The organism is Providencia sp. PROV223 (assembly GCF_028479245.1).
Lineage (GTDB): Bacteria > Pseudomonadota > Gammaproteobacteria > Enterobacterales > Enterobacteriaceae > Providencia > Providencia rettgeri.
On the sequence record NZ_JAMPNG010000001.1, the window covers coordinates 67,268 to 94,234 of the forward strand.

General features: G+C 38.4%; 33 protein-coding genes. 19 read left to right on the forward strand and 14 right to left on the reverse strand.

Going from position 1 to position 26,967, the window contains the following annotated elements:
* Window positions 1-5 precede the first annotated feature (5 nt).
* From PR767_RS00305 to PR767_RS00315, 3 genes are all read left to right on the forward strand, one after another.
* Window positions 6-995 (forward strand): D-cysteine desulfhydrase, encoded by a 990-nt coding sequence (locus tag PR767_RS00305; RefSeq protein WP_272519726.1) that lies wholly within the window; start codon window positions 6-8, stop codon window positions 993-995.
* A gap of 130 nt (window positions 996-1,125) precedes the next feature.
* Window positions 1,126-1,320 carry a hypothetical protein gene (locus PR767_RS00310; RefSeq protein WP_272519727.1) on the forward strand — a complete coding sequence of 65 codons (195 nt, stop codon included), beginning with the start codon at window positions 1,126-1,128 and terminating at the stop codon, window positions 1,318-1,320.
* Window positions 1,321-1,404: 84 nt separating this feature from the next.
* Window positions 1,405-1,539: a GNAT family N-acetyltransferase gene (locus tag PR767_RS00315; RefSeq protein WP_336297923.1), complete on the forward strand. Its 135-nt coding sequence runs from the start codon at window positions 1,405-1,407 to the stop codon at window positions 1,537-1,539.
* Between the two features lie 251 nt (window positions 1,540-1,790).
* Here PR767_RS00315 and yqfB read toward each other — a convergent pair whose 3' ends face one another.
* The gene (gene yqfB, locus PR767_RS00320; protein ID WP_004910859.1) at window positions 1,791-2,120 is read right to left on the reverse strand and encodes a N(4)-acetylcytidine aminohydrolase; all 330 of its coding nucleotides are present in this window, start codon (window positions 2,118-2,120) and stop codon (window positions 1,791-1,793) included.
* A gap of 184 nt (window positions 2,121-2,304) precedes the next feature.
* Here yqfB and PR767_RS00325 point away from each other — a divergent pair, with 184 nt between their 5' ends.
* A complete protein-coding gene (locus tag PR767_RS00325; RefSeq protein ID WP_272519728.1) occupies window positions 2,305-3,087 on the forward strand; it encodes a GNAT family N-acetyltransferase in 783 nt (260 codons plus the stop codon).
* A gap of 40 nt (window positions 3,088-3,127) precedes the next feature.
* Here the strand turns inward: PR767_RS00325 and PR767_RS00330 are convergent, their stop codons facing one another.
* The 3 genes from PR767_RS00330 to PR767_RS00340 all read right to left on the reverse strand — a co-directional run bounded on the left by PR767_RS00330 (window position 3,128) and on the right by PR767_RS00340 (window position 5,531).
* Window positions 3,128-3,727: a LysE family translocator gene (locus PR767_RS00330; protein WP_272519729.1), complete on the reverse strand. Its 600-nt coding sequence runs from the start codon at window positions 3,725-3,727 to the stop codon at window positions 3,128-3,130.
* Window position 3,728: 1 nt separating this feature from the next.
* Entirely contained in the window at window positions 3,729-4,649 is a 921-nt protein-coding gene (locus tag PR767_RS00335) for an alpha/beta hydrolase family protein (protein WP_272519730.1), read from the reverse strand.
* 111 nt (window positions 4,650-4,760) lie between these two features.
* Window positions 4,761-5,531 (reverse strand): DeoR/GlpR family DNA-binding transcription regulator, encoded by a 771-nt coding sequence (locus PR767_RS00340; RefSeq protein ID WP_115167260.1) that lies wholly within the window; start codon window positions 5,529-5,531, stop codon window positions 4,761-4,763.
* 88 nt (window positions 5,532-5,619) lie between these two features.
* Between PR767_RS00340 and PR767_RS00345 the strand changes: the two genes are divergently transcribed.
* The 5 genes from PR767_RS00345 to PR767_RS00365 all read left to right on the forward strand — a co-directional run bounded on the left by PR767_RS00345 (window position 5,620) and on the right by PR767_RS00365 (window position 10,345).
* Window positions 5,620-6,420 (forward strand): inositol monophosphatase family protein, encoded by an 801-nt coding sequence (locus PR767_RS00345; protein ID WP_272519731.1) that lies wholly within the window; start codon window positions 5,620-5,622, stop codon window positions 6,418-6,420.
* 27 nt (window positions 6,421-6,447) lie between these two features.
* A complete protein-coding gene (locus PR767_RS00350; protein ID WP_272519732.1) occupies window positions 6,448-7,608 on the forward strand; it encodes an MFS transporter in 1,161 nt (386 codons plus the stop codon).
* 222 nt (window positions 7,609-7,830) lie between these two features.
* Complete coding sequence (locus PR767_RS00355) at window positions 7,831-8,898, forward strand: NAD(P)/FAD-dependent oxidoreductase (protein ID WP_272519851.1); 1,068 nt, start codon at window positions 7,831-7,833, stop codon at window positions 8,896-8,898.
* Between the two features lie 3 nt (window positions 8,899-8,901).
* The gene (locus tag PR767_RS00360; protein WP_109912207.1) at window positions 8,902-9,675 is read left to right on the forward strand and encodes a GNAT family N-acetyltransferase; all 774 of its coding nucleotides are present in this window, start codon (window positions 8,902-8,904) and stop codon (window positions 9,673-9,675) included.
* A gap of 118 nt (window positions 9,676-9,793) precedes the next feature.
* On the forward strand, window positions 9,794-10,345 hold the full coding sequence (locus PR767_RS00365; RefSeq protein ID WP_117161927.1) for an adenylate kinase: 552 nt from the start codon (window positions 9,794-9,796) through the stop codon (window positions 10,343-10,345).
* 47 nt (window positions 10,346-10,392) lie between these two features.
* Here the strand turns inward: PR767_RS00365 and ddlA are convergent, their stop codons facing one another.
* Both ddlA and PR767_RS00375 read right to left on the reverse strand, forming a co-directional pair.
* Entirely contained in the window at window positions 10,393-11,496 is a 1,104-nt protein-coding gene (gene ddlA, locus PR767_RS00370; protein ID WP_117161928.1) for a D-alanine--D-alanine ligase, read from the reverse strand.
* A 133-nt stretch (window positions 11,497-11,629) separates the two neighbouring features.
* Window positions 11,630-12,514: a LysR family transcriptional regulator gene (locus PR767_RS00375; protein WP_272519733.1), complete on the reverse strand. Its 885-nt coding sequence runs from the start codon at window positions 12,512-12,514 to the stop codon at window positions 11,630-11,632.
* Window positions 12,515-12,665: 151 nt separating this feature from the next.
* Between PR767_RS00375 and PR767_RS00380 the strand changes: the two genes are divergently transcribed.
* On the forward strand, window positions 12,666-13,280 hold the full coding sequence (locus PR767_RS00380) for a LysE family translocator (protein ID WP_109912203.1): 615 nt from the start codon (window positions 12,666-12,668) through the stop codon (window positions 13,278-13,280).
* A gap of 48 nt (window positions 13,281-13,328) precedes the next feature.
* Here PR767_RS00380 and PR767_RS00385 read toward each other — a convergent pair whose 3' ends face one another.
* Window positions 13,329-13,802, reverse strand: a complete 474-nt coding sequence (locus PR767_RS00385; protein WP_272519734.1) for an NUDIX hydrolase — start codon at window positions 13,800-13,802, stop codon at window positions 13,329-13,331.
* Window positions 13,803-14,103: 301 nt separating this feature from the next.
* Window positions 14,104-14,745, reverse strand: a complete 642-nt coding sequence (gene leuE / locus PR767_RS00390; RefSeq protein ID WP_004910832.1) for a leucine efflux protein LeuE — start codon at window positions 14,743-14,745, stop codon at window positions 14,104-14,106.
* Between the two features lie 485 nt (window positions 14,746-15,230).
* Here leuE and PR767_RS00395 point away from each other — a divergent pair, with 485 nt between their 5' ends.
* The 6 genes from PR767_RS00395 to PR767_RS00420 all read left to right on the forward strand — a co-directional run bounded on the left by PR767_RS00395 (window position 15,231) and on the right by PR767_RS00420 (window position 18,820).
* Complete coding sequence (locus tag PR767_RS00395; RefSeq protein ID WP_004910830.1) at window positions 15,231-16,085, forward strand: helix-turn-helix transcriptional regulator; 855 nt, start codon at window positions 15,231-15,233, stop codon at window positions 16,083-16,085.
* A gap of 58 nt (window positions 16,086-16,143) precedes the next feature.
* Window positions 16,144-16,845, forward strand: coding sequence for an AzlC family ABC transporter permease (locus tag PR767_RS00400; protein WP_123381951.1), 702 nt, complete (start codon window positions 16,144-16,146; stop codon window positions 16,843-16,845).
* Entirely contained in the window at window positions 16,842-17,156 is a 315-nt protein-coding gene (locus tag PR767_RS00405; RefSeq protein WP_004910828.1) for an AzlD domain-containing protein, read from the forward strand. Before PR767_RS00400 ends, PR767_RS00405 begins: the two co-directional genes overlap by 4 nt.
* A 191-nt stretch (window positions 17,157-17,347) precedes the next feature.
* Window positions 17,348-17,815, forward strand: a complete 468-nt coding sequence (locus PR767_RS00410; protein WP_109912201.1) for a DUF1456 family protein — start codon at window positions 17,348-17,350, stop codon at window positions 17,813-17,815.
* Between the two features lie 88 nt (window positions 17,816-17,903).
* Window positions 17,904-18,365, forward strand: coding sequence for a type II RES/Xre toxin-antitoxin system antitoxin (gene parS / locus PR767_RS00415; RefSeq protein ID WP_004910826.1), 462 nt, complete (start codon window positions 17,904-17,906; stop codon window positions 18,363-18,365).
* Entirely contained in the window at window positions 18,362-18,820 is a 459-nt protein-coding gene (locus PR767_RS00420) for an RES family NAD+ phosphorylase (RefSeq protein WP_272519735.1), read from the forward strand. Before parS ends, PR767_RS00420 begins: the two co-directional genes overlap by 4 nt.
* Here PR767_RS00420 and PR767_RS00425 read toward each other — a convergent pair whose 3' ends face one another.
* The 6 genes from PR767_RS00425 to PR767_RS00450 all read right to left on the reverse strand — a co-directional run bounded on the left by PR767_RS00425 (window position 18,821) and on the right by PR767_RS00450 (window position 24,307).
* The gene (locus tag PR767_RS00425; RefSeq protein WP_109912199.1) at window positions 18,821-19,711 is read right to left on the reverse strand and encodes a LysR family transcriptional regulator; all 891 of its coding nucleotides are present in this window, start codon (window positions 19,709-19,711) and stop codon (window positions 18,821-18,823) included.
* Window positions 19,712-19,756: 45 nt separating this feature from the next.
* Complete coding sequence (gene accA, locus PR767_RS00430) at window positions 19,757-20,716, reverse strand: acetyl-CoA carboxylase carboxyl transferase subunit alpha (RefSeq protein WP_109912198.1); 960 nt, start codon at window positions 20,714-20,716, stop codon at window positions 19,757-19,759.
* A 105-nt stretch (window positions 20,717-20,821) separates the two neighbouring features.
* Window positions 20,822-21,244, reverse strand: coding sequence for a helix-turn-helix domain-containing protein (locus PR767_RS00435; RefSeq protein ID WP_004910820.1), 423 nt, complete (start codon window positions 21,242-21,244; stop codon window positions 20,822-20,824).
* A 30-nt stretch (window positions 21,245-21,274) separates the two neighbouring features.
* Window positions 21,275-21,838, reverse strand: a complete 564-nt coding sequence (locus tag PR767_RS00440) for a GNAT family N-acetyltransferase (protein ID WP_080641505.1) — start codon at window positions 21,836-21,838, stop codon at window positions 21,275-21,277.
* Window positions 21,819-23,279: an AMP nucleosidase gene (locus tag PR767_RS00445; protein WP_375372754.1), complete on the reverse strand. Its 1,461-nt coding sequence runs from the start codon at window positions 23,277-23,279 to the stop codon at window positions 21,819-21,821. Before PR767_RS00445 ends, PR767_RS00440 begins: the two co-directional genes overlap by 20 nt.
* Before the next feature lie 119 nt (window positions 23,280-23,398).
* The gene (locus tag PR767_RS00450) at window positions 23,399-24,307 is read right to left on the reverse strand and encodes an AEC family transporter (RefSeq protein WP_272519736.1); all 909 of its coding nucleotides are present in this window, start codon (window positions 24,305-24,307) and stop codon (window positions 23,399-23,401) included.
* A gap of 295 nt (window positions 24,308-24,602) precedes the next feature.
* Between PR767_RS00450 and PR767_RS00455 the strand changes: the two genes are divergently transcribed.
* The 3 genes from PR767_RS00455 to PR767_RS00465 all read left to right on the forward strand — a co-directional run bounded on the left by PR767_RS00455 (window position 24,603) and on the right by PR767_RS00465 (window position 26,909).
* Window positions 24,603-25,370, forward strand: coding sequence for a basic amino acid ABC transporter substrate-binding protein (locus tag PR767_RS00455; RefSeq protein WP_442959800.1), 768 nt, complete (start codon window positions 24,603-24,605; stop codon window positions 25,368-25,370).
* Window positions 25,371-25,435: 65 nt separating this feature from the next.
* A complete protein-coding gene (locus PR767_RS00460; RefSeq protein WP_272519737.1) occupies window positions 25,436-26,200 on the forward strand; it encodes an amino acid ABC transporter permease in 765 nt (254 codons plus the stop codon).
* On the forward strand, window positions 26,187-26,909 hold the full coding sequence (locus PR767_RS00465; protein WP_272519738.1) for an amino acid ABC transporter ATP-binding protein: 723 nt from the start codon (window positions 26,187-26,189) through the stop codon (window positions 26,907-26,909). Before PR767_RS00460 ends, PR767_RS00465 begins: the two co-directional genes overlap by 14 nt.
* Window positions 26,910-26,967 lie beyond the last annotated feature (58 nt).

The following is a 26,967-nucleotide window of genomic DNA, read 5'->3' on the forward strand; positions in this document are numbered from 1 at the left end:
TTTAGATGTCTCTTCAACAACGACTAGCACAGTTTGCAAAAATAGATTTACTTAACGCATCGACTCCGCTTAATCGATTGAATAATTTATCGCGTAAGTTTGGTCGTGAGATTTATATAAAGCGTGATGATATGACTCCCCTTGCCATGGGGGGAAATAAACTGCGTAAACTAGAATTTTTAATGGCTGATGCATTAGCCAAAAAAGCAAAAATTATTGTTACTGCGGGGGCAATTCAATCAAACCATGTCCGCCAAACTGCCGCAGTTGCCGCTATGCATGGGCTTGAATGCGTTGCATTGTTAGAAAATCCAATTCAAAGCGATAATCCTAACTTTCTTCATAATGGTAATAAATTATTAACTGATTTATTTGCCACTCGTTGTGTTATGTGTGACGAACTAACCGATCCGCAATCTCAACTGGAAGAATTAATAAAAACACTTTCTCTTAAAGATGCCTATGTTATCCCTGTTGGAGGGTCAAATGCATTAGGTGCCTTAGGTTATATTCAATGCGCTATTGAAATAGCTCAGCAGAAGCCAGAACATATAGAATTTGACAAAGTTATTGTTGCCTCCGGGAGTGCTGGAACGCATGCAGGGCTTGCCATTGGCTTGCAAGAACTATTACCACAAAGCCAAGTAATTGGTGTCACCGTTTCAAGAAAACAACAAGACCAAGCCCCTAAAGTTGAAAAATTGCAATCCGAACTGGCTCAATGGCTGGATCTAACTAAAACACCCAAAGTACAACTATGGGATAACTTCTTTACCCCCATGTACGGAATGCCAAACCAAAAAGGCCTCGCAGCAATCAATTTATTAGCGAGGCAAGAAGGTATTTTATTAGACCCAGTTTATACCGGTAAAGCCATGGCTGGATTAATTGACTACTTAGAAAACTCTGAAGAAAAAACCCCCATTCTATTTGTTCATACAGGTGGAGCCCAAGCGTTATTTGCTTACTCAGATATTAGCCAAACAATTAAATAATCATCATCAGATAAAAGGGCTAATTAGTCCTTTTATCTTCTCTCTAATACCAAAAATGCTCTACTTTTCCTCTTCTATGACATTTATCAATTGATTGCTATACACTGATAAAGCACAGGAGAAAACATTTATGAACCAAGTTCCCCATATACTAAGAAAAGCAACGAAACACGACGCGTTATTGCTACATAAAATAGGTACGGAAAGTTATTTGCATCATTTTGCTACATTATGGAATAGCCAAAATGAACTTAACTCATATTTACATCAAGAATACAGCACAACTAAAATCACTGAAGACCTTAATCAACAGCATATTGATTAGTATGTTATTGAAAATACGAGCCCAATCGGTTTAGTAAAACTAACCTATCACTCCTGTATACCTGAAACTAATTTAGTTGGTACTTTGTTAAATAAGCTTTACTTTTATCCTGGTGCTACAGGTAAAGGTTATGGAAAAACCGTATTTAAATTTATTGAAGCGCTCGCAAAACAACAAGGTGACTCTTTGCTATGGCTAGATGTTCTCGCAAGTAACTAAGTATTCCCAAAAAATTAATATTCCGCCAATAAAGGTCACTGTACTGAGTAGCTCATTAAGAAATAGAGTTCCCACAATAACCGCACTCAGCGGATTTAGTGCAATAAATACCCCTGCACCCGCAGCAACTAATGGTGAACCCCCTTAGCCCACCAGTTAAGCGTAGTATTGCTTTTGCTGTTATTAACGAGAACCAAGCATCACCGGCAACAAAGGCATTTTTACAAATTGCCAAAAAACTATATTCGTGATCAGTCAGTGCTATTCAGCAATTGGTAAGTGATTACGTATAAATATTGCTCGTTTGGGTAAATCTCTTTGATAAGCGCTTTCAACGTCTCTAGACTCATGGCTTCTTGCTTAGCGTGGTATTCAGAAATGTCATCATAAGAAATGGGCTCTACCGACAATATTTTAATATCAGTATAATATTCACCTGTTTCCAGCGCGTATACCTTCACAATAGTCCCAGGAACATAATCGCTCTCGCTTTTATCACGGATAGTGATAATTTTTTTACCGGAAACCACCAGTGGAAGTAAACGCTCAAAAAAGGTTATCGTGTCTGGGGCGTTATTCATAATAATTCTCTTATTTTTATGCAATGTCTTTTCTAGGAAGACCTATTTTCTTATAAACCCAATAAATTGCAATAAAATGGTTCTTTTCGTGCTTTCAATTATACGAATACTATAGCGATCATTGCGTTTTATATACAATCAAGCCATAAAAATATTATCTACTACTATAAATTGAGTATACATAATGGATAACAATGAAAATTTGTTCTATCAACAAGAACACTATTTTTGGTCTGCAATATGTGCAAATGTAGTGAAAATCAGCAACCAAACTAGTGCTTACTTTTCTGAGCTACCATTGCCTATATTTAATTATATTTACCTCCACCAAGGTGCGCTCATTTCAGATTACGAGAAGGCTGAAATGCTGTTCAAACAACAAGCTAAGCCTTATGTCCTTGTTGTTCATGGCCAAATACGTTCTCTATTTGAGTCAGAAATAGTAACACGGGGGTTAATCTATGATGGTGAATCAACCGCAATGATTTTACCGCAAGACGTTTTATCTCAGTACAATTCACCACCGCAGCTTAATGCGGCTTTTCAGGTTGTGTTCAGCAATAATCAACTCAAGGATTGGGCTCAGCCGTTAATTACAGCATTCCCTGTCGATTCTGATACAGATGAAAGTGACTCAACTGTTACTGACGAGTATATTCGTTATCACCAAAGAGCACTTGATAAACAAACTAATATGGTGCATTTAGTCTTATTTGCAGATCAGCAACCAGTCTCAACCTTAACTATGACATTTAATAATGAAACAGCTCGACTTGATGATATTGGTACTGATATTCAATACCAAGGTAAAGGGCTCGCGACTTCACTTATTAAACATGCGCTATACCTTTGCCATCAACAAGAGGCTAAACAGTGTGTATTAGAGTCATCCAGTGAAGGGTTATCTATCTACAAAAGACTGGGTTTTGTACCTATATTTAATTACTACAGCTATATTTCGGAATGATTTTATTAAATGCATCTTAATAAATAAGGTGCATTTTACTTTACCTAAAAAAATAAGGCTCTAGTGTAATCGCTAATAGCAACACTCCACCACCAATATTAATGTATTTTCGTAATGTTGAGGCGCTCAGGGAGGAAGAAGAAATAATTAAAGCGGAGCAAGAAAACAGCAGCCATAAAGCCATCATGATAATATGGATAAGTGATAATACAAGAAAATTAGCAAGTGACGGGTCAGCTCCTGCATATTTTGAAACAACGACTAAATATAAAATAATCGCTTTTGGGTTAAGTAAATTAGCTAAATAAGCATCTTTGACCGTAATTTTTTTTATTTCTTGAGAGCTTTCTCTTTTACTGGCATTAATTCCTGAAATGATCAATGAAATAGCAAGATACAATAGATATAATGTACCTAAAATACCAATTAAATTCATTACCCACTGGTAAGAAACCAGTATTTTACTTAAACCAATTCCAACTAAAAAACCATGAGTTAAAATGCCTAATCCCGTTCCAATAATAGGTATAAACAGTCCTCTAATACCTTGGTTTAATACACTATTTAAAGCAATCGCAAAGCTTGCTCCCGGTGACACGACAATGGGGAATAATATAACGATAAAGCCAAGTATATCCACTTTATTTTGTCACCGTTTGGTACCAATGTTGAATATCTGTCACAATTTGTTCAGTATGTAACTGCCCATCTTTATCTTTAAAAAAATGGTCTAAATCTTGATATGCTCGGTAGCTGACATGGGGATTACGAATTTGTTTCATCATATTATCTGTACCATGAGCATCCACGTTGGTATCCGCCATCGTTTGTATCACCAAATGTGGAGTTTTAACTGACTGGATAAGCTTTAAATTGTCAATGGTGAGCATCTCATACCACCATTTCGGGCCATGGCCGCTGACAAATTGGTCGTTATTTAATTGCTTTTGTTTTACCGCTTCTGCAAATTGTTTAAAACCTTCTTTTGAGTTAGCAATTTCTTCTCTAGGTGTATTATTTTCAATACTATACAGAACATCATTAATAAAATATTGTCCGCCGACATTCAATGCAACGGATGCGGTTATAAAGTTTTCTTGTGCAACAATTAAATTAGTTACCAGTGCACCTTCACTTCCGCCTAATAGCACTATGTGTTGATAATCATTTTTTAATTGTTGTAATACTGCAACATAATTATTGGCGCGTTCTAATGGCGAGTCTTTCGACATATAGTCAACAGGACACTCTTCTTCCGAAGCTTCTTCATCATTAGCCCCCACTAGGTTGTTTAACCCTGTTTTTTCAACTAATAAAATATCATTATCAGGAAATGCCACACCGAAATTTTTCAGCATGTTTGGGTTATTAATGACGCTTTTACAATCTGAGCCTTGTAATAGAACTAATAAGTTTTTTGATTTTTCGGCTTGTTTTTGGATTAAGTAATAATGTATTTCTTTGCCGGCAAAGTGCATAGTTTGCATATTCACAGATAAATCCTGAGCAAATACATCCAATGAATAAAGTGAAAGCAACAAGGTAATCATTTTTAGTTTCATTACACACTCATCATATTTATAAAAGCCTTTCGAAAATATTATATTGATTTTTTTATATCAAATAGCACCTAAAATGCCCTCACGGTACAAGATAAAAGTTAGACATATGGCCTATGCTTGTGCAATCTTTATTGCCATATTAGTAAACAAGTCAGTCGTTTGTTTATTCAATTCTGTTGTCATAACTAAGATTGAAATTTGTTCACAATTGGCAATCTTATACCTCGCAACCCCGGGTAATTTGTCTGCGGTCACCCCCATAATGACTTGATTACTGCGCTCAAAAAGCATTTTCTTAAATTTAGATTCTTCATAATCAAATATCGAAACTCCCATTTGCGGATCCAAAGCACAGCCACCAATAAAGCATTGGTCAAAGTGGATTTGGTTGATTTGATTTACTGCAGAAATATCAATACTCGCGCCAACTTGGCGGTTTAATTTCCCACCAATTAAAATCACTTCATATAGTGGCTTCTTCATTAATTCTAATGCTATTGAGGGGGAATGAGTCACAACCGTCAATGATAGTTCCGAAGGTAAATAACGAGCGATTTCTAAGTTAGTTGAACCTGAATCAATAAAAATACAGGTATTTTGTTTGACTAGTTTATTGCAAGCCTTCGCTATTTTAATTTTTTCATCTTGGTTTTGTGTCGTTCTCTGCTCGAATGTGCCCTTTTCCTCAAGCATACTGACCGCACCACCATGGACTCGGCGGCAAACGCCTTCTTGTGCTAATTCATTTAAATCCCTACGAATGGTATGCTCTGAAACTTGCATTTCACGGGCTAAAGTCGTACAAACCACTCGCCCTTCATCTAGCAGTAGCTGGCGAATTTTATTTTGCCTTTGCTCTGGAAAAGCGACATAATCAAGCATGAAATTCCTCATTAATTTTTTTAGCAATCATAATCGAGCAAGAAAAGATGTCAAACACTATCTTGTTCAAGCACTCGAGGACAACTAAATGTCGCACTCTCAGTTACCAGATAGCTTTTTCTTACATGAACTTGCCAATACTGCCGCTAAAATTTCTCTTGAATACTATCGAACAAATGAACTTAGTGTTATTGAAAACAAACCCAAAGCCAACTATCGCTTCGACCCAGTCACTCAAGCGGATAAGCTCGCAGAAAAAGCCATGCGAGAACTGATATCTAAACATTATCCAACGCATTCTATCATGGGTGAAGAATATGGAATAACGGGTACAGGTCCCATTCAATGGGTACTTGACCCCATCGATGGAACCCGCCCTTTCCTTTGTGGACTCCCTTTATGGGCAAACCTGATAGGCCTAACTGAGCATGGCAAAGCGGTCATGGGAATGATGAGCCAACCCTATATTGGTGAACGCTTTTGGGCAGACCAACACGGGAGTTGGACTAGTAGCTCTCACGGACAATATCGCTTATCTACTCGCAAACAAGTCAAACTCGAACAAGCCATCTTGCATACCACATCGCCTGAGCCTATAGCAGCACTGCCAGACATTCATTTTATGGCGCTTGAGAAACAAGTATTAATGACTCGCTATGGGGGAGAATGCTATGCAATGGCAATGTTAGCAGCGGGTAGAATCGATATTTGTGTCGAATTCGCACTGGAACCTTATGATATTGTTCCATTAATCCCTATTATAGAACGTGCTGGTGGCATAGTGACTACATTGGATGGCAGCCGAGCTGAAGCAGGCGGTGCTGTTGTAGCAACGGGTTGCCCATATCTTCATGAACAAATTCTGACTATCTTAAATACAGGTAGTTAATTTTATCTTTTTAAGAAGCCCTATAAAATGCAATCTACTCAACAAGTTAATAGCCATGTTTCCTTAATACCCGCTAAAAGGGAGCAAATTTCTACTCGAATTATTTTTTTTATTGCTGGTTTTGTTACCGCGGCCTGGGCAGCCATTGTTCCTTATGTCAAACTTAACACAGGAGCAAATGATGCCACCCTTGGCATGCTATTATTATGTTTCGGTGGAGGGGCACTTATTGCTATGCCGGTGACCGGAGCATTAGCGGCCAAGTATGGCTGCCGCCGCTTAATGGTTTTTTCCACTATCGCCTTTTGTTTGTTGTTCCCCATTTTATCTTCTTTATCGCAAGTTAACTTTATCATCGTTGCCTTATTATTTTTTGGAATTTTCATTGGCTTAACAGATTGCGCGATGAACATTCAAGCTGTTATTGTTGAAAAGTTATCCGACAAGCCAATTATGTCTGGTTTTCACGGTTTTTATAGTGTCGGGGGTATAGCAGGTGCAGGTATCATGAGTTTGATCTTGCTACTTGGCGTTTCCGCGACAATGGCATCAATGATTATTTCAATTGTTGCGGCGGTTCTATTAGCGGCTTGCTATAACGGTTTAATCCCCTACGCTAACGCCCCAACGGGCCCCCTTATCGCTATCCCGAAAGGCATTGTTTTAGTTATTGGGATTGTCTGTTTTGCCGTTTTTCTTGCTGAAGGCGCAGTTCTTGACTGGGGAGCTGTATTTCTAATTGAACACCATGGATTAAAAGAAACTTTAGGCGGTTTAGGTTTTGCGGCTTTCGCCACAACCATGACTATTGGCCGATTACTGGGCGACAAAATTGTTATGCGAGTTGGTTCTGCTCGTATCGTATTTTTAGGTGCTTTGCTCGCTTGCCTTGGTTTTGTTATTGCTGTTTTATCTCCTCATCTCATATTTGCCATCATAGGTTTTGCATTAGTCGGTGCGGGTTCATCTAATATAGTACCGGTGATGTTTTCTGCTGTAGGGAAGCAAAAAACGATGCCAGAGGCTCTTGCCGTACCTGCAATTTCAACTTTAGGCTATTTAGGTATTTTGGCTGGACCTGCAGCTATTGGTTTTGTTGCTTTTCAATTGTCCTTGGCAACTGCATTATTATTAATTTCTGCATTATTAGTTATTATTGCTTTTGTAACTCGTTTTATCCGTGTGTAATTTTTTGAATCTCTTAAGGCTACTGCATTGTAGCCTTATGCTCCGTTTTTCCTCATCGATTGTTCGTATCTGATAAAAATGGAAACAATCGTGCTCTATTTATAGATTTCATGTATATAATTATTCATTAAACTATTAAAATTCCATCTGATTTTTCTGCTAGTGACTTCCATATATACTGAGGCTAAATGAACCCTACTCATAAAAAAAAAGATTATCATTATTGGTGCTGGCTTTGTTGGTACAACATTAGCTTGGTATCTATCAAGACAATCCGATAAGCAGGTCATTTTGCTTGATAAAGCACACGCTGGCCAAGGTGTCACACAGCATGCTTTCGCTTGGTTAAATGTGTCATATGGAAGGCCCGATGCATATAGTCAACTTCGACAACAAGCCCTCGTTGCATGGCATGAACTCGATAAACACACTGATAGAAAGTTAAAGATCCAGTGGACAGGTGCTCTCAGCTGGCAAGAAACAGATTCAGCAACTGCAGAATATGTCTACCACCACCAACAGAGTGGATTTAATGTCGAATTATTGGACAAGTCAACTGTACACAAGATGGAACCTTGCTTATCTGCTTTACCTGAACTTGCTGCATTTTGCCCAGATGAAGGTAGCGTTGACCCGATTCATGCAACAAAAGCGTTGCTGTCCCTTGCTATTGAACAAGGTGTTGTCTATTTACCTCAGCAGGAAGTTCACACTATTTTGCAGGAAAATGGGCGCATAATTGGCGTAAACACCCATAAAAATACGTTTTTAGCTGAACAGGTTATCGTGACTGCTGGCGTAGACGCGACTGCCCTTATGCAATCGCTTAATGTTGAATTACCTATTACCTCCTCTCCCTCTATCATTGTGCGTATCAATGATTCCGTCGAACAAACATTGGTTCAACATATCATTTCAACACCACAAATGGAGCTACGACCAGCAGGTTCAGGTAAAATACTCTGTGCTGAAGATTATATTAGCGAAAAGCCCGAGCACAGTGCAGTGGCTATCGCACAAAACGCCCTTACAACGATTAAAAATTCATTTATAGGTAGTAACACGTTAAATCTTGAAAACGCTTTCATAGGAATGCGACCTATGCCTAAAGATGAGATGCCAATTGTCGGAAAAGTTGCTGATTTTGAAGGTTTATATATTATCAGTATGCACGCTGCGATTACGCTAGCGCCTTTGATATGCCAATTGGCTCAAGATGAAATCTTGCATGGAATAGAACAAGCCGCATTAGGCCCATATCGATTAACTCGTTTTGTATCAGGTAACTGACAAATGAATATTCCGTTGTACTATTTAAGACATTATCAATCGATTGAAAAAACATTTTGGACATCTATTTGTGAACATAGTATCCAGATTGCACAACACACAATTTGCTATTTAACGCCCCTTAATTCGCCGGCGTTTAACTTCATTTATTTGCAGCCTGACTCGACCAGTCACGCCTTTATGCAGGCTCACAACCTGTTTGTTTCACAGAAGAAAAACCATACTTTAGTGATCCCCGAAGAGATGCTCCAACAGGTGGTAACTGAGGCTGAGTCACTAGGTTACAAACGTGACAGCGTCACTACCGCAATGGCGTTGACTTTAGCAAAACAAAATGAGGTTGAACTGCCTGATAACCAAGTCGATATCGTCTTAGCGAATCACGATTTGTCTTTGTGGGCTAAGCCACTTGTTTCCGCATTTTATCTATCTGAAGAGCACGACCAGGTTATTAAAGAATATGTGCGTTATCATGAGGATGCTTTGCAACAAGGCGCACCACAATTTCACCTTGTGTTGCTCGTCAACGGAGAACCAGCGACCTCAATGACCGTAACAATTGAAGGAACGTTAGCCCGTTTTGATGATATTGGTACTGAGCCAAGCCATCAAGGTAATGGCTATGCATCACAACTCATTGATTATGCTTTAGCATTTTGCCGCCAGCAAGGTGTAGAGCACTGTTTCCTTGATGCTTCAGAAGCAGGATTTGACCTGTATAAAAAATTTGGTTTTGAGCCATTATTTCGCTACATCAATTATGTCTGGTGCAAATAATTTAAAGCAATAGTGTTATTTGTAGAGGCATCTAATCTGGGATCATTGTTCATACAATGGTTCCAAATTCAGTCATTTCCAGATCAACCCTAGTGACAAAATTGTCTGATGTTTACATATGAAAATTAATATTATTGGCACTAGTGGCAGCGGTAAAAGTACCCTTTGCCAGCAACTTTCTTTGTTATTAAATGTCCCTTCTATTGAGTTAGATAGCTTATATTGGCTAGCAAATTGGCAAGGTTCTTCGGATGATGAGCTTAACCAGAAACTCGCCGCTACATTAGATAAAGCGGTATCTGGATGGATTCTTGATGGCAACTATACACGGACTCAACCCATTAAATGGAAAGAAGTCGACATGGTGGTTTGGTTGGATTACTCCTTGCCTCGAACCCTTTATCAGTCGATTACGCGCACATTAGCGCGCATTCGTTCTGGACAAGAGCTGTGGGAAAATACGGGCAATAAAGAATGTTGGAAAAATGCCTTTTTCAGTCGCGATTCGATAATTTTGTGGCTGCTAAAGACTTACTATCCAAATAAGAAAAGAAACCTAAGTCATATGGTAAATTTCAATTTACGCCATATTCAGTTTGTTCGGCTCACCTCACCAAAAGAAACAAACTTATTTTTACAACAGATGAAGGCTCAAGTTCAGAGTAAATAAACATCTCGGTAGTCATAAAAACTACCGAGATAGTATTATCTCAGCGATTAAAGCTCATTACATGCCGTTTTCAACATCGCCGTTTGTTGAAATTTTTCAATTCCTAACTCAATTAAGCGGCTAATTAATTGCTGATAGGTCATACCGCCTTGCTGCCATAGTTTAGGGTACATACTGATATTCGTAAAACCAGGCAATGTGTTGATTTCATTGATAACAACGTCATTATTTTCTGTTAAGAAAACATCCACACGGGACATTCCATAGCAATTTAATGCACGATATGCTGATAAAGCAATCTCACGAATTTTATCACTCACCGCTTCATCTAATTGTGCAGGAGCAACGACCGATGCGCCATTCTCATCAATATATTTGGTATGGTATGCATAAAAACTATCGTGCAACACGATTTCACCACAAGGGCTGGCAAGAGGCGCTTCATTACCTAATACTGCGCACTCAATTTCACGCCCTTTTACTGCGCTTTCAATAAGGACTTTCGTATCAAATAAAAAGGCAAAATCCAGTGCCGAGTCAAATTCTGATTCAGTGCTGACTTTGCTGATCCCAACAGATGAACCTTGATTTGCCGGCTTAATAAATAACGGTAAACCTAATTGTGCCACAGTGGCTTCATATTTCGTTGTTGCGCGTTCATTTTTAAACACCGTAATAAACGGGGCGATATTTAAGCCTGCGTCTCTAAGTAATCTTTTGGTAACGTCTTTATCCATACAGGCCGACGAACCTAAAACCCCCGGCCCGACAAACGGTAAATTCGCCATACGCAATAAGCCTTGCAGTGAACCGTCTTCACCTAAGTTACCGTGAACAATAGGGAAAATGACATCAATTTGCGGCAATGGCTTCGTATCTTCAAGGGAAATAAATTGTTCTCGCGTTTTTCCCGGAACAAGTGCAATGCTACGTTTTGGTGTATTCAAGGCAATACGAGACGGGTCATCACCATGCAATAAATAATCAGATTCGTTATATTCATGCCATTGCCCTTCTTTATTAATTCCCAAAAGGCACACATCAAATTTATTGCGGTCTAATCCATTGATAATATTTTTAGCGGACTGTAGCGAAACTTCATGTTCTGTTGATCGACCACCAAAAATAACACCTACTCGTATCTTGCTCATTATTTGCTCCGACATAAAACACCAAACCTAGCAGAGAAATATAGCACGCAAAGAAATGGTTATGACATAAATTATTTATTTTTCATTAGGGTTCGCTGGCTTTATAATCAAACCTTCTTTTTTTGATAGGTAATTATCTTCCGTCAATCAGGGTTTCAATACTGATATTCACCTGCTCTATTAGCCACTGGGTAAAAATAGCTGCTGCACTGCCCTTTTCAATAGGTTTCGATGACAATAAATAATACGCAGAACTATCTTCAATGAAACCATATGGTGCGGCTAATTGCTTTGATTGTACTTCATCCGCAACCATCAAAAATGATGCAAGCGCTGCTCCTTGCCCCGCCAATGCAGCTTGAATGCACAAGTAAAAGTGCTCATATGTAATTGTTTTACTATTTGGAAGAGTAACTTTTTTTATATTCTGCCAAGTTGTCCATGCATTGGGTCTAGATGTCGTCGACAGTTGTGGTATATGAGCAAAGTTTTTCTTAAGATCAAGTCCAGGCCGAACCACAACTCCCATGCGTTCTGAACAAACTTTTACTGCAAAAAGATTGTCATTCCATTTAAAATCATTACGCCTCAATGCTAAATCAACGTTCGCTTTTGTAAAATCAATAACACCACCTGCGGCAACTAGATGTACCGTAATATGAGGATATTGTTGATAAAAATGCGTAAGTCGAGGAATTAACCACTTCATTGCAATTGTTGGTTCACAAGACAAGCTAACAATATCAGGAAACGTGCTACTTTTTATCTTTTCAACACCGTCTTTAAGCTGTTCAAATATCGAACTAGTTGTTTGTAACAATATTTGCCCGTTAGCCGTTAAAAAAACAGCTCGGTTCCTTCGTTCGAATAACTCAACACCAAGATATTCTTCTAATAAACGAATTTGTCGGCTAATCGCACTATGAGTCACATTTAGCTCTTTTGCTGCCTTCACAAAACTGCCTGCTTTCGCAGCAGTATCAAAAAAACGTAATGATGTTAACGGTGGTAGTTTCATATATATAGGTAACAAAAACTGACAGATTTGCGTCAGGATAAATCGCTTTTTAGTTTTATTCAATCCATTGATAATAAAAACAATAAATAAACAAATTATTTCAAAGTAAATACATTTTTAGTCTGTTTCTATTACCTTTCAGGAAATTAATATGAATGAAGTTATTGCAGTTGCGACCATCACCATTTTAGCCGTAATTAGTCCAGGGCCTGACTTCGCTATGGTAACTCGCAATAGTTATACCTATGGCATTAAAACAGGCTTATTGTGTGCGCTAGGTATCGCTATTGGGGTACAGGTTCATGTGTTCTATACCGTTTTTGGTATCACGCTGGTCATCATGAATTCACCAACATTATTCTTAATAGTTAAACTTATTGGTGTAATTTACTTGGTGTATATCGGATTTAAATCATTAACAAATAAAGTAAAAATATCCTCAAATAATGCAGTATCAAGGCCATTATCTGCCTTAAACGCTTTTAAAAATGGTTTTTTGACGAATGCTTTAAACCCAAAAACCATGTTTTTTGTAGTTTCTGTGTACAGCCAAGTTATCAGTACACAGAACTCAATTTGGTTAAATTTAAGTTATGGCCTATTTATTTCTTTCGCTCATTGGCTTTGGTTTAGTCTAATTGCTATTTTCTTTGCGACACCCGTAGTACGAAACAAAATTCTTAACTACCAATTTATTATGGATAGAACAATTGGTGCACTACTCATTCTATTGGGACTATCTTTATTATTCTTTAATATAAATTAATCTTGTATCTTGTACTTACATTCCTACCTATGTTCACATTCATGACAACTATTTACCCTGCAACCGATAATATTCATTGACCACTTTCGCCAACTCAATCACGTCGGCTGGAATATTGAGTTTGGCGAGCGCCTCAAATGGCACCCATTCAAATGGTGCAAAAGGCGGTTGTGATGAAGGCAATAACTCACATAAATAAATCATATCAATATGCCAATGGTTACCTTTCTTTTTATCGACAATAAACTCTTTCAAGATAGCGATAGGCAACGGCAGTACTTGTGTATGGGATGAATCATGGATTTGTGATGCAAACGGGAAACCACAACTGACTACTTGGCACTCTAACCCAGTTTCCTCAAGAACTTCTCGAAAAACAGCATGCTGTGGCTCTTCATTCACTTCGATGTGGCCCCCCGGAGGTAACCAAAAACCAAGCTTTAGATGTTCGTGTAATAAAAATTCACCATGCTCATTACGGATCATTGCTGTTGCCGTAAAATGTTTAACTTCCTCGTTCATCCTATCATTGCCCTTTTTTCCATTTTACTATTTCTACGTTGTATTTTTATTTTCGAGCTTAACACCTCGCGGCCTTCCAGTCATAAGGCATTAACTCTGCTAATGTCACTTGCGTATTTTCATTGACTGCAACAATAGCTTTAATGACTGAGATGCTAACTAGATATACACGCCAGGCATGCAAACACTATACCGTCAAACGGGCAAGGAAGACACTAGAAGACACTAAACGGAAGCTAGTGAGTGGGTAACAGTGATAAAAAAATAGCCAGCGCATGGCCGGCTATTTCTGATAAAACTATTATGCGGTTAGTGCAAGTTTTGCTCCAAACATCAAGAATACAGCGCCAATACAACTATTAGATAATTTAGATAGCTTTTTATTATGTTTAACCATATTCGTTACGGCAACCGCGCCAAAAATCAATAGTGATAAATAAATCATGCTACAGGCTTCTAAAATGGCGCCAAGAATAAAAAATGGCACCCCCGCGCTTGGGTAAGCTGGATCAATGAATTGGATAAAAAATGAAACATAAAAAATGATCATTTTAGGGTTTAGTAAACTTAAAAAAACGGCTTTTTTATAGGTACCCTTGGTTTCTAAAATAATTGAATCAACATCACCTGTATTTTCTTTCTTATGTAACACGCTATATAAGGTTTTAATCCCTAAATAAAATAAATATGCCGCCCCTGCGTATTTTATAACACTAAAAAAGATAGGCGATGTTTTTACTAAAGACGCAACCCCTAAAAATGATAGAAAAATGAGCATAGCATCTCCTGTAAAGACACCTAATGCTGCTTTATAACCATTTTTCACACCATATTTCGCACTGCTAGTTAAAACAAATAAAGAATTAGGGCCTGGTACCAATGTAATAAAAATAACACCGATAAGATAAGTCCATAAGTTTGTAATACCGAGATTTTCAAGCATAGGAAACCCGCTAACTCAATAAAAGTTATAACAAAAAATTCACATCATTTCTTTATATTTATTATGATACAGACTTTATTCACTCCATAAAAGATATCACTAATGAATAATGCAAATATAAAATATAATTTCAATAAATTAAAGTAATCTGGTTTTATAGCAATGAGGTAAAACACCTAACAAGAACAATAAACCACGCAAACCAACTTAATCAGAAGCGGACTACAAACACCTAGCAAGACAGTGATTAATGCCAGTATTTATTAATAAAAAAGAATTTAACACCACAAAAACAAATGGAATAGTAATAGTGATTTGAGTGAGGTTTCACGTTATAACATAAATGTCGGTGCTATTTAAAAGTAACGTTGGATAAAAACTGTATAAAATTAAAACACCTCATTTAATAGCAAGCTAAGATTATTTTCTTTTAACATTTTATTAAAAAATATTGAGTTATTAATCATTATTATTTTAGGAATTCCATGGAAAGCGCTAACTATTTTCATCTAGAGGAACTCAACGGCCTTGAAATGATCAAAGCCCGTTATCATCAACAAAAATTTTCTCGCCATAGTCATGAAGGGTTTTGCATTGGTGTTATCGAAGAAGGCGCACAACAATTTTTCCGTACTGGCGAAAACCACTACGCGCCTAAAGGGGATATAATTTTAGTTAATGCCGATGAAATTCACACTGGCTCATCAGCAATGGAAAATGGCTGGTCTTATCAGGCTATTTACCCTACTCCAGAACTTTTTACCCAACTCACACTCGGTTTAACAACAGAGCACCAAGGGCTGGTACCCTGGTTTCCTATTGCAGTGATACAGGATGCAGGGCTTAGCGCCCAACTCCGCTTATTGTTTAATCTATTACCTCAATCAGGTAATACCCTTTTCAAGGAAACCTTGTTGTTATCCTCTTTAAGTTGGCTAACCTTACGTTACAACCGCACTAAAATTGAATTAACAGAAATAACACCCGCAAAGCAACGCATAGAACAAATTTGTGACTTGCTCATCAACACCTGCGAACAAGAACATTCATTAAGCCAATTAGCCGAAATATCAGGTTTTAGCCAATGGCACTTTCTACGACAGTTTAAATTGCATACAGGAATTACACCACACGCATTCTTAGTACAAGCCCGCTTACACAAGGCAAAAAAACTGTTATTAGCAGGAAATACGCCTGCAGAAGTCTCAAACCAATGCGGTTTTTCCGACCAAAGTCATTTCACTCGGCATTTTAAACAGGCCCTTGGAGTTACCCCTGGGAATTTTATTCGGCATCGGATCGGTGAAAAGAGCAATTTTATTCTATCTACTAATATTTAATATCTTTAAAATCAATCAAATTATAAAAGTGTTCATAATTACAACAAGGTTAGTTTAAATGGCATCACAACAAAGTAACCAATGGCAAAAAGCGATGATGACAGGAGCTGTTCATACCGCTCCTCTTAATCTTGCTGTTATTCCATGGGGGGTATTAGCAGGTTCAATGGCGGTCGAAACAGGTCTCGATTTCTGGCAAAGTGTGGCGATGTCTGCAATGGTATTTGCAGGCGCAGCACAGTTAGTCACCCTTGGATTGCTAAATTCAGGTGCGGGCTATATCACGATTGTTATCTCTGTTTTTTTTATCACTTCTCAGCACTTACTTTATGGGCTGACATTACGCCCTCAAGTTAAAGACTTTACAACGCCCCAGCGCCTTAGTATCGGCTTTTTATTAACAGATGAATTATTTGCGATTAGCGCAGCTAAACGCCAAAGTTTAAGTTTTCCCTATCTCTTTGGTGCTGGGTTTAGTTTTTATATCGTTTGGTTAATCGCCAGCCTTTGTGGGATTGCGATGGCCAATATTGTGGGCGATTTGAGCCGCTTACATCTCGATTTTTCTGTGGTTGCAACTTTGCTTGCAATCGTCGTTCCACTAACAAGAAAAATAAGTACGCTTTGTGGTGTTATTTTTTCACTCGTTGTCGCCATCGTACTTTCAATGTACTCCTTTAGTAGTGCTATTGTTATCGCTGGTGTGGGTGGGATGTTTGTATCGGTGGCCGTTTCACGTTTATTGAAGGAGGAAAAATGATTTGGCTTTTAATTATTACCTTAACAGCAGTTGTTTTTACTCTACGTTATATTTTCCTAATACCACAGTTACCAATACGTCTGCCCCTCGTGGTTCGTCAAGCACTAGGGTACTCAGCGCCTTGCTTGCTAACCGCAATTTGTGCCCCTGTTATCCTATTAGAAAACCATGATCTACGCTCCTTCCCAGATAATCCTTATTTATGGGGGGCGTTATTCTGTGTCATTGTTGCCTCAGTATTGAAAAATATGCTGTTAACTGTCGGTCTTACTTTAGTATTTTTCTATTCCCTTATTTATTTTATCGGTTAACTTAATATTCAAGATAAAGCATCGTTCAACGCTTTGCTTTATCTTGGTTAATCCCTCATAATATGCCCCTCTCAAAATACATTCCTTTTCAATTTCACCCTGTCATTGATTGTCATAGTGAATACTTTATTGGCCTTACTTACTCAATAAATAGCCAATTAACTTTTATAGATAATGGATAATACAATACCATGCTTAATAATTATGTTTTACGTAGTGTTCGCTATATGTTGGATCTAAGCGATGCCCAAATGGTTAAAATCGTAAAACTCGCAGATTTGGCTGTTACAAAAGAAGAAATGGTGACTTGGTTAAAAAAAGATAATGAGCCTGAATATGTTGAGTGCAATGACAATGTAATGGGGCATTTTCTGAATGGTTTAATCTATCACCGCCGCGGTAAAGATGAAAATCATCCCGCACCTGACGTTGATAGCCGCCTTAATAACAATATTATGCTCAAAAAATTACGCGTAGCTTTTGAATTAAAAGATACAGATATGATTGAAATCTATCAGCTTGTTGATTTTCGTGTATCCAAACCTGAGCTTAACGCTGTTTTTCGTAAACCAGGACATAAAAACTATCGCGAATGTGGGGACCAATTATTGCGTTACTTCCTAAAAGGCCTGACAATTCGTCTACGTGGTGATAAATAACTATTTCCTCTGTTTGTTTTTTGTTCATTAATTTTGCATTTTTCTGACATTTGTCTATAATGAAAATGACAAATGTCAGGAGGTTCAAATGAGAAACTATATCCCCACAACCCCACTTCAACCGACTGCTTCATCTTTTAAACCACTATGGCGCCATGTAGGGTTACCTGCCGAACGTGGTATTGAATTGACCCACTTCTTACGCCAAGGGCTGTCTGTCTCTGTTTTAGACAATATCCAAGAATGGTCAGGGATGAGTAAAACTGAATTATTACGGATATCCGGCATTAATGAACGCAATATTGCTCGTCGCAAAAATGCAGGCCAACCCCTCAATGCTGATGAAAGCGAACGAATTGCTCGTCTAGTACGCGTATTCGATGCGGCAGTGCGTTTATTTAATGGAGATAAACATGCAGCAGGTGATTGGCTTAATCACCCCGTTAAAGGGTTAGGCCATTTACGCCCTATTGAGCTTATTGCGACAGAAAGTGGAGCCATTGAGGTGATTGATTTGATTGGCCGCATTGAGCATGGTGTGTTTTCATGATTTTGTATCGATTGGTTAAATCCGGTTTTATTCACGATGCATGGTCTGGTCAAGGAGCCATGCTCTACGGTGGGCGTTGGAATCATAAAGGAACTCCCGCTGTTTATACTTCAACCAGTATTTCATTAGCCACCCTTGAAATACTCGTTCACATCAATCAAGACTTACTATTAAACCAGTTCAGTTTGCTATCCATCGATATCAATGATAGGTACGTGATGAAATTGTCGTTAGACCACCTTCCAACAGATTGGCAGCAAGACCCAGCGCCAACTTCTACCATGGATATTGGTACTACATGGCTAAATAACCAAGATAGCTTAGTATTATTAATTCCCTCTTGTATTATTCCCTACGAATACAATGCAATTATTAACCCGTTGCACCCGCAATTTCAAAAAGCCATACATACTGTTAAACCGCTGGATTTTAGTGTTGACCCACGCTTAGCATAGTTAAATATTTGCTAACAAATACTGTAAAAAAGTGTCTATCTTCGGTGATAATGCACTACGGCTCGCATAAACCGCGCGCAGCTCTATTGGGGCTGGTGATACTCCATCGAATTCTATTTGCACTAATTTATTCTGTGTAATCTGTTCGGCACACGCTTCTAATGCCAGAATGGCATAACCAACGCCGTTCATTGCGGCAGCGTGAGCTAGAATGCCACTATTTACTCGATAATTACTGTTAATTATCACTTTTTGCTGTAAACCCTCTGAATCAATAAATATCCATGGTTGCCCCTGCAATGCACTCAAGCTTGAAATACACGGCATATTAGCTAAGTCCTTAAATAAACATGGTTTTCCTACTTGTTCAATTAATTGGGGAGCGGCAACTACAACACTTTGCCATGATTTGATTAAACGTGAGTGATAGCTACTGTCCTCAAGGTGACCGCGATGAAATGTGAGTAATAAATCAATATCATCACTAATAACATCTTGAGGCATTAATTGTGTATCACAGTGAATATTTAATTGTGGGTGTAATAATGCAAACTTCGCTAATAAATCCGCGAATAATAGACTACCAAATTCACTGGGGATAGTTAGCCGTAACGTTCCAGTAAGTTGTTGTGGATGACAAATTTGCACCACAACCTGCTCTAATTCACTAACTAACCTTTGGCTTTGCTCAAATAAAATATTTCCTGTTTCAGTTAGCCGCATTTGCCGGGTTGTACGTTCAATTAACTGGCTGTTAAGTTGTTGTTCCAACTGTTTAATATAACGGCTCACATTCGATGTTGGCATTGAAAGTAATTTTGCCGCATTGACAAAATTTCCTTGTGTCGCAACGGCAATAAATACTTTCAATAAATTCAGGTCAACAGCCATTTCTAATCCCTACAGTTCACTCTCTATTAATCTGAACTAATAGCATTAGCAGTATCCAAAATCCATTATTTTTTGATACCGCTCTGCCAGCAATACTTCCATGTCTAATTGAATTAACTCATTTAAATCAGTGAGTAATTGTTGTTTTAATTGTTCTGCAGCTAACTGATAGTCACGGTGAGCTCCACCCAAAGGCTCTGAAATAATGGTATCGATAATGCCTAGTTCTTTTAACCGTGGAGCAGTCATTCCCATCACTTCTGCTGCAATTTGTGCCTTTTGAGAGTCTTTCCATAAAATAGAAGCACAACCTTCCGGAGATATCGCTGCATAAGTACTGTATTCCAACATATTAATACGATCCCCCACACCAATGCCTAACGCACCACCAGAACAACCTTCACCTGTAATGACACAAATAATGGGCGTTTTTAAGCGCGACATTTCCATAATATTACGAGCAATGGCTTCTGCTTGTCCGCGCTCTTCAGCGCCAACGCCAGGATAAGCTCCCGCAGAATCAATAAATACCAATACAGGTAAGTGGAAACGTTCCGCCATTTTCATCAAACGGAGTGCTTTGCGGTAGCCTTCTGGCGACGGCATACCAAAATTACGCATAACTTTCTCTTTTGTTGTACGCCCTTTTTGTTGCCCCAGCACCATAACCGGCCTACCATCCAAACGAGCAAGCCCCCCCACCAGCGCCTTATCATCAGCAAAAGCACGGTCACCGGCTAATTCTTGAAATTCAGTAAATATTAATGAAATATAATCAAGAGGATAAGGCCTTAATGGATGCCTAGCTAATTGAACAATTTCCCATGCCCCAAGAGATGCAAATATCGTTTTCGTCAGCGAATGACTCTTTTTTTTCAAGAGCTGGATTTCTTCATCTAATTTAATTTCTGAAGGGTGCCCTTTCTGTTTGAAGGCAATAAGCGCCTCAATTTTATCATTAAGTTCAACAATGGGTTTCTCAAATGCAAGAAAATGGTTAGTCATATCGTTCCTAAAATGGTAACTGCAATCTTAGGAGTGTAACCAGAGAATCAATCCCATTCCATGCCTGAAAATAGAATTGATTATTACCAAAAGTGGGATAGTTATTTAGCGTTGATTTTTCTTCAATTGATTTAATTTTAAACTATTTTCCATGATTTTTTGAAAATTAGGGCATAAAAAGTGATTTTTTTCAGGGCAATTCGCAATGTGTAAAATACCTTTTTTTAATGCAGATAACCCCTGTATGGTTTGCTCAATCTCCTCGGCTTTTTCGAGTAAGCTCGCACGTTCAATATTAGGGCCATCCTTATGATTGAGCATGGTAGCAATTTCGTCGAGTGAAAATTTAGCTTCCTGCCCTAATGCAATTAAAGATAAGCGGGTCATAACATCTTTCCCATGATAAACCCGTTTTAACCCCTTGCGGCCTATCGGTTTAATCAAACCTCTTTCTTCATAATAACGTAAGGTTGATGCCGCTAAACCTGATAATTGGCTAACTTGAGAAATATCTAGTTCATCATGCATGAGATAATAACCCGCTCTAACATTCACAACTCAAGCTAATTGTTGCCGTAATAGTACCGTGATCGTGCCATTCATAAATATCTCACGGTCAACTACGTAACCCAATTTTTCAGCCACGCGTAAAGATGCTAAATTCCTCGGCTCAATAAAACAAATAGATTGCCGAAACTTATTTTCTTTTATTAGCCAAGACAATGCAGCCTGCATCGCTTCTGTTGCATAACCTTTTCCTTGATATTCAGGTGCAATGACCCAGCCCGCTTCCGGAATGCCTTTAACTTGCGGCTCGACCATACGATGAAAATCTGCAAACCCCAAATCACCAATATATTGGCCACTCACCTTTTCGCGGACAGCCCAATAACCAAAACCTAATAATGGCCATAAGCCACCATAAGCTAACATTCTCATCCATGACTCGCGCTCGCTAGATGGCATACCGCCAATGTAGCGAACCATCGACTCGGTCGCCCATAACTTCGCAAGTGCAGGAAAATCACTCACTTGGTGTTTATTTAATATTAATCTGTCTGTCTCAAGCTCAGGTATTACAGCCATTGATTGCATCTCCTTGCTATCTAAATGGGGGTTCATCAAACGTTCTTAATTTCCTTGAATGTAATTTATCCCCTTCTTGCCTCAATAAATCAATAGCACGAATACCTATTTGTAAGTGTTCAGAAATTGCACCTTCATAGAAACTGTTTGCTTGGCCCGGTAATTTAATCTCACCATGCAAAGGTTTATCCGAAACACATAAAAGCGTACCGTAGGGAACCCTGAAACGATAACCTTGTGCTGCGATTGTGGCACTTTCCATATCCACTGCAACAGCGCGACTTAAACTAAAGCGGCGAGCCGTTGCAAAAAAGCGTAATTCCCAGTTTCTATCATCTGTTGTAACAACGGTTCCTGTTCGTAGCCGTTGCTTTACCAACTCCCCAGGCATATTACTAACTTGTTTCGTTGCGTCATACAGCGCGCGTTGGACTTCTGCAATACTTGGAATAGGAATATCTGGCGGTAATACATCATCAAGAATATGGTCATCACGCAAATAAGCATGTGCCAAAACATAATCACCAATTTTTTGGCTTTCTCTTAATCCACCACAATGGCCTATCATCAACCAAGCATGTGGTCGTAAAACCGCTAAATGGTCGCAAATATTCTTTGCATTTGAAGGCCCAACACCGATATTCACTATAGTAATCCCTGCACCATCCCTAGCGATTAGATGATATGCAGGCATTTGAAATTTTTTCCATGTTAAATCAGAAGTGGCAATTTGCGGGTCTGCATTTTCAGCGGTTAAATAATTATGCCCTACACAAGATAATGCAATATAACGACTTTCAGGATCTCGTACCTGTTCACATGCCCAATTTACGAACTCATCAACATAACGGTTATAATTGGTGAACAAAATATACGGTTGAACATGCTCAGGTGGGGTTCCGGTATAATGTTTCAAACGTGCTAATGAAAAATCCACACGTAATGCATCAAAATGGGACAGTGGCATTTCATCTGTAGCAGAATACAAACCATCGGTAATATCATCACTAATGTGAGATAAATCGGTTATAGGAAAATATGCAGCTAAATTACTGCTCATACTCCTATCCAACACTAAGTCTGACCCATCAATGACAAAAGGATAAGGAATTTCAATTTTTGAAGGGCGAACAGCAAAAGTAACATCATAATCCTGTTGCAAAATAGACAGCTGTTCAACTAAATAGGCACGGAATAAATCTGGCTGCGTCACCGTAATGGTGTAATCGCCTCGTTTAACAAAGCGAGCATAAGCACGTGTTTTTTCACAATGATCGATTTTTCCTTCCCATGTTACACATAGCTCGGGGTAAGCGAATAACCCATTTTCCCTTTCTGTAATATCTGGTATGCGGCCTTCTTTTACATAAATAGCGATAGCGTCCCTTAATGAGTCTATCGCATTGCTATATAACAACGAAAGTTTATCCAAAACATCTTCAATAGATAAGTTTTCATATTTCTGGCATTTTTCCAAAGACACACACAACTCCTTATCATCAGATAAAATCATCTCCGATAACATAGAGTATCAGTGTGATAGTTGCAAAATATATCGAGACTAATGTGCTTATCCCACAATTAATATATTCACAATTAATGTACTACAAAGGATAAAACAATGGGTAATGTGAACACAGCAACCACGGTTTGTAAGGTTATTATACCTGCCATTAACTGACTATCTCCATTTAACTGGCGCGTTAAAATATAAGCGGTTGGTGCAGTGGGAATAGCAAAAAATAGCACTAATAGGGTTGTTTCAAGATTTGGCAATGAAAATAAACTCGCTACTGTTACCGCTAAAATAGGCATAAGAAGTAAGCGTAACAGTGTCGATGTCATGATGGGTTTAAATTCACTTCTCAACGTTGAGGTTTGTAATGCGGCCCCAATACAGATTAGGCCTAGTGGTAAACTAGCGGCTGCGAGTAATTTTAAAAATTGATCAGATCCAAACGGTAACCCCACAGGCGATATATTTAATAACACTCCCACAACACAAGAAATAATTAATGGATTTTTTATGATCGGCAATAAAATTTGCTTAACGGAGACTTTTTGCCCAGAAGATAATGAAAGTACAGCTATGACATTACAGCTTGGCACTAAAACAGCCATAATGACTGCAGCAATAGCAATGCCTTCTTTACCAAATAAATCTGCAACAATGGCCAGCCCTAAATAAGTATTAAAACGCGTAATTCCTTGGATATGAGCCCCAAATCGTGGGATAGGAATTTTGAATAAATATTTGCAACCAAGAACTAACGCAGAACTAATCGCTAAAACACATAGAATGGCGCTCGCTAAATAGGGTAATTTAGGGTTATCCAATGGTGCTATTGCTAAACTGTTGATTAATAATGCAGGGAATAAAATGTAATAGTTTAACTTTTCAGCACTCGGCCAAAAATCAGTGGCAACTATTGTCGAACGGCGTAATACAAATCCCATTGCAATCAGAGCAAATAATGGCCATAAAACTAATAAAATCTTATCCATGAGCACGTAATCTGTTTTATCGAAGTATTAATTAAGTATATTAATCAGTCTATCGTTAAGTTTTTGTGACGGATAGGTAAAAAAAGCTCTATTTCAATATTTGGCCTTTTCTCTAATTTATTGTTCCATCAACCAAGATTTAATCGATTATTTCTCGTTTATATTTAAATAAATATTTTTCCACACAAAAACTGAACCCTAAAATTATCTCACTTAGGCATATAAAAATCATTTGCTTACCACAACAATATTATGTATTTTTATTCACTATAAATGCATAATTAAAGAGGTTGGTATGTTTAAAAAATTAGTTTTTGCTGGCTGTATGTCATTGGCAGCCTTCGCCGGGAATGTTTACGCAAAAGAAAGCTATACAGTTGGTGCTGGTGGGACTTACCGTCCATTCGAATATGAAAATAGCCAAAAACAGCTCGAAGGCTTTGATATTGATATCATTAAAGCAATCGCGGAAGCAGAAGGTTTTGACGTTAAACTTGTCAATACTCCTTGGGAAGGGATTTTTGCGACTTTATCGTCAGGTGATAGGGATATTTTAATTTCGGGGATTACAATTACCGATAAACGCAAAAATATGGTTGATTTTTCTAATCCCTATTTCCCTGCTGAGCAAGCGATCGTTATCAGCGAAACATCTGATGTAAAAGATTTAAATAGCTTAAAAGACCTGAATGTGGGTGTCGTCAACTCCAGCACAGGTGACATTGTTGTTTCTGACGTAATCGGAAAAAACAGTACATCAATTAAACGTTTCGACAATACTCCGCTTTTATTACAAGAGCTATTTGAAGATGGTATTGATGCAGCTGTTGGTGATGTTGGTGTGATTAAATATTACATAAAAACGCACCCAGAGAAAAAATTTAAACTGATCTACGATAACCACTTCGAAAAACAATATTTTGGTATTGCTGTCGCAAAAGGAAATAGCGAATTACAGCAAAAAATAAATAATGGCTTAGAAAAAATTATTGCAGACGGTACTTACAATAAAATTTATCAAAAATGGTTTGATGAAAACGTTCCTCAATTACCAAAACAATAATTAAATCTAACTTAAGGCCATCCTTAGATGGCTTTTTCACGTTCTAAATCAGGGTGAAAATTAAGATGTCTGCGTTTCGTTGGGAAATAATTGAAGAATATGCTCCATTATTTGCTGAAGGCGCAATGATGACGATAAAAGCAACCATCATTTGCGTTATTTTAGGCTCATTATGGGGGTTAACTCTCGGCTTAGGAAGAACTGCCAAAGCTGAGCAAGGAATTTGGAACCCGATTTTACATTATTTTGTGCAGTGGCCTGTTCGCTTCTATGTCAGTGCTTTTCGTGGTACTCCGCTATTTGTTCAAATAATGGTTGTTCACTTTGCCTTAGTTCCACTATTTATTAACCCGCGTGATGGCTTATTTGTTACCTCAGGGATAATGTCTGTTGATACGGCTAAAATGCTCCGGTCCGATTACGGTGCATTTTTATCTTGTGTCATTGCAATCACTTTAAACTCAGGGGCTTATGTTTCTGAAATTTTTCGTGCGGGCATTCAATCTATTGACAAAGGGCAGATGGAAGCCTCGCGTGCGCTTGGTATGAGTTGGGCAAAAACAATGCGTAAAGTGATCCTTCCACAAGCTTTTCGTCGTATCCTTCCCCCGCTTGGAAATAATGCCATCGCGATTGTTAAGGATTCCTCCCTTGCTTCCGCAATTGGCTTAGCTGATCTCGCCTATGCAGCGAGAACGGTATCCGGTGCTTATGCAACTTATTGGGAACCCTACTTAACGATATCTGTGATTTATTGGATGCTGACATTTATACTTGCTCAGCTGGTGCAATATATGGAAAGAAGGTTGGGCAGAAGTGATTTACGTTAATAATTTACAAAAGAAATTTGGCGATGCTCATGTACTTAGAGGTATTTCTTGTGAAGTTAAACCTCAAGAAGTGATTTGTGTCATAGGCCCTTCTGGCTCAGGCAAAAGTACCTTCTTACGGTGTTTAAACGCACTAGAACGCCCAGATGGCGGTGAAATACAAGTTAACGGTTTTAACGTTCATGACCCTAAAACCGATTTAAATAAAATGAGAGAAAATGTGGGGATGGTGTTTCAGCGTTTTAACTTATTCCCCCATATGACCGTGTTAGAAAATTTAATGATGGCACCAACCTTAGTAAAAGGAATAAAAAAGGAACTGGCACTTAAACAAGCTGAACAGCTCCTAACCAAAGTAGGGCTGTTAGATAAAATTGATGCATGGTCTGCCAGTTTATCCGGTGGGCAGCAGCAACGTGTTGCTATTGCCCGGGCCTTAGCAATGCAACCGTCCATTTTGTTATTTGATGAACCGACGTCTGCGCTTGACCCTGAATTAGTTGGGGAGGTACTTTCTGTGATGAAAACCCTAGCGAATGAAGGTATGACGATGGTTATCGTCACCCATGAAATGGGATTTGCACGTGAAGTTGCTGACCGCGTTATGTTTATTGACCAAGGCATAATTCAAGAAGAAGGCACACCAGAACAACTCTTTACTGCACCTAAAAACCCACGAACTGCGGAGTTTTTAAGTAAAGTACTTTAATTTTATTACCTGCTTAGTAGGCTAAGCAGGTTTTTCTGATATCCAAATCTTTTTATTA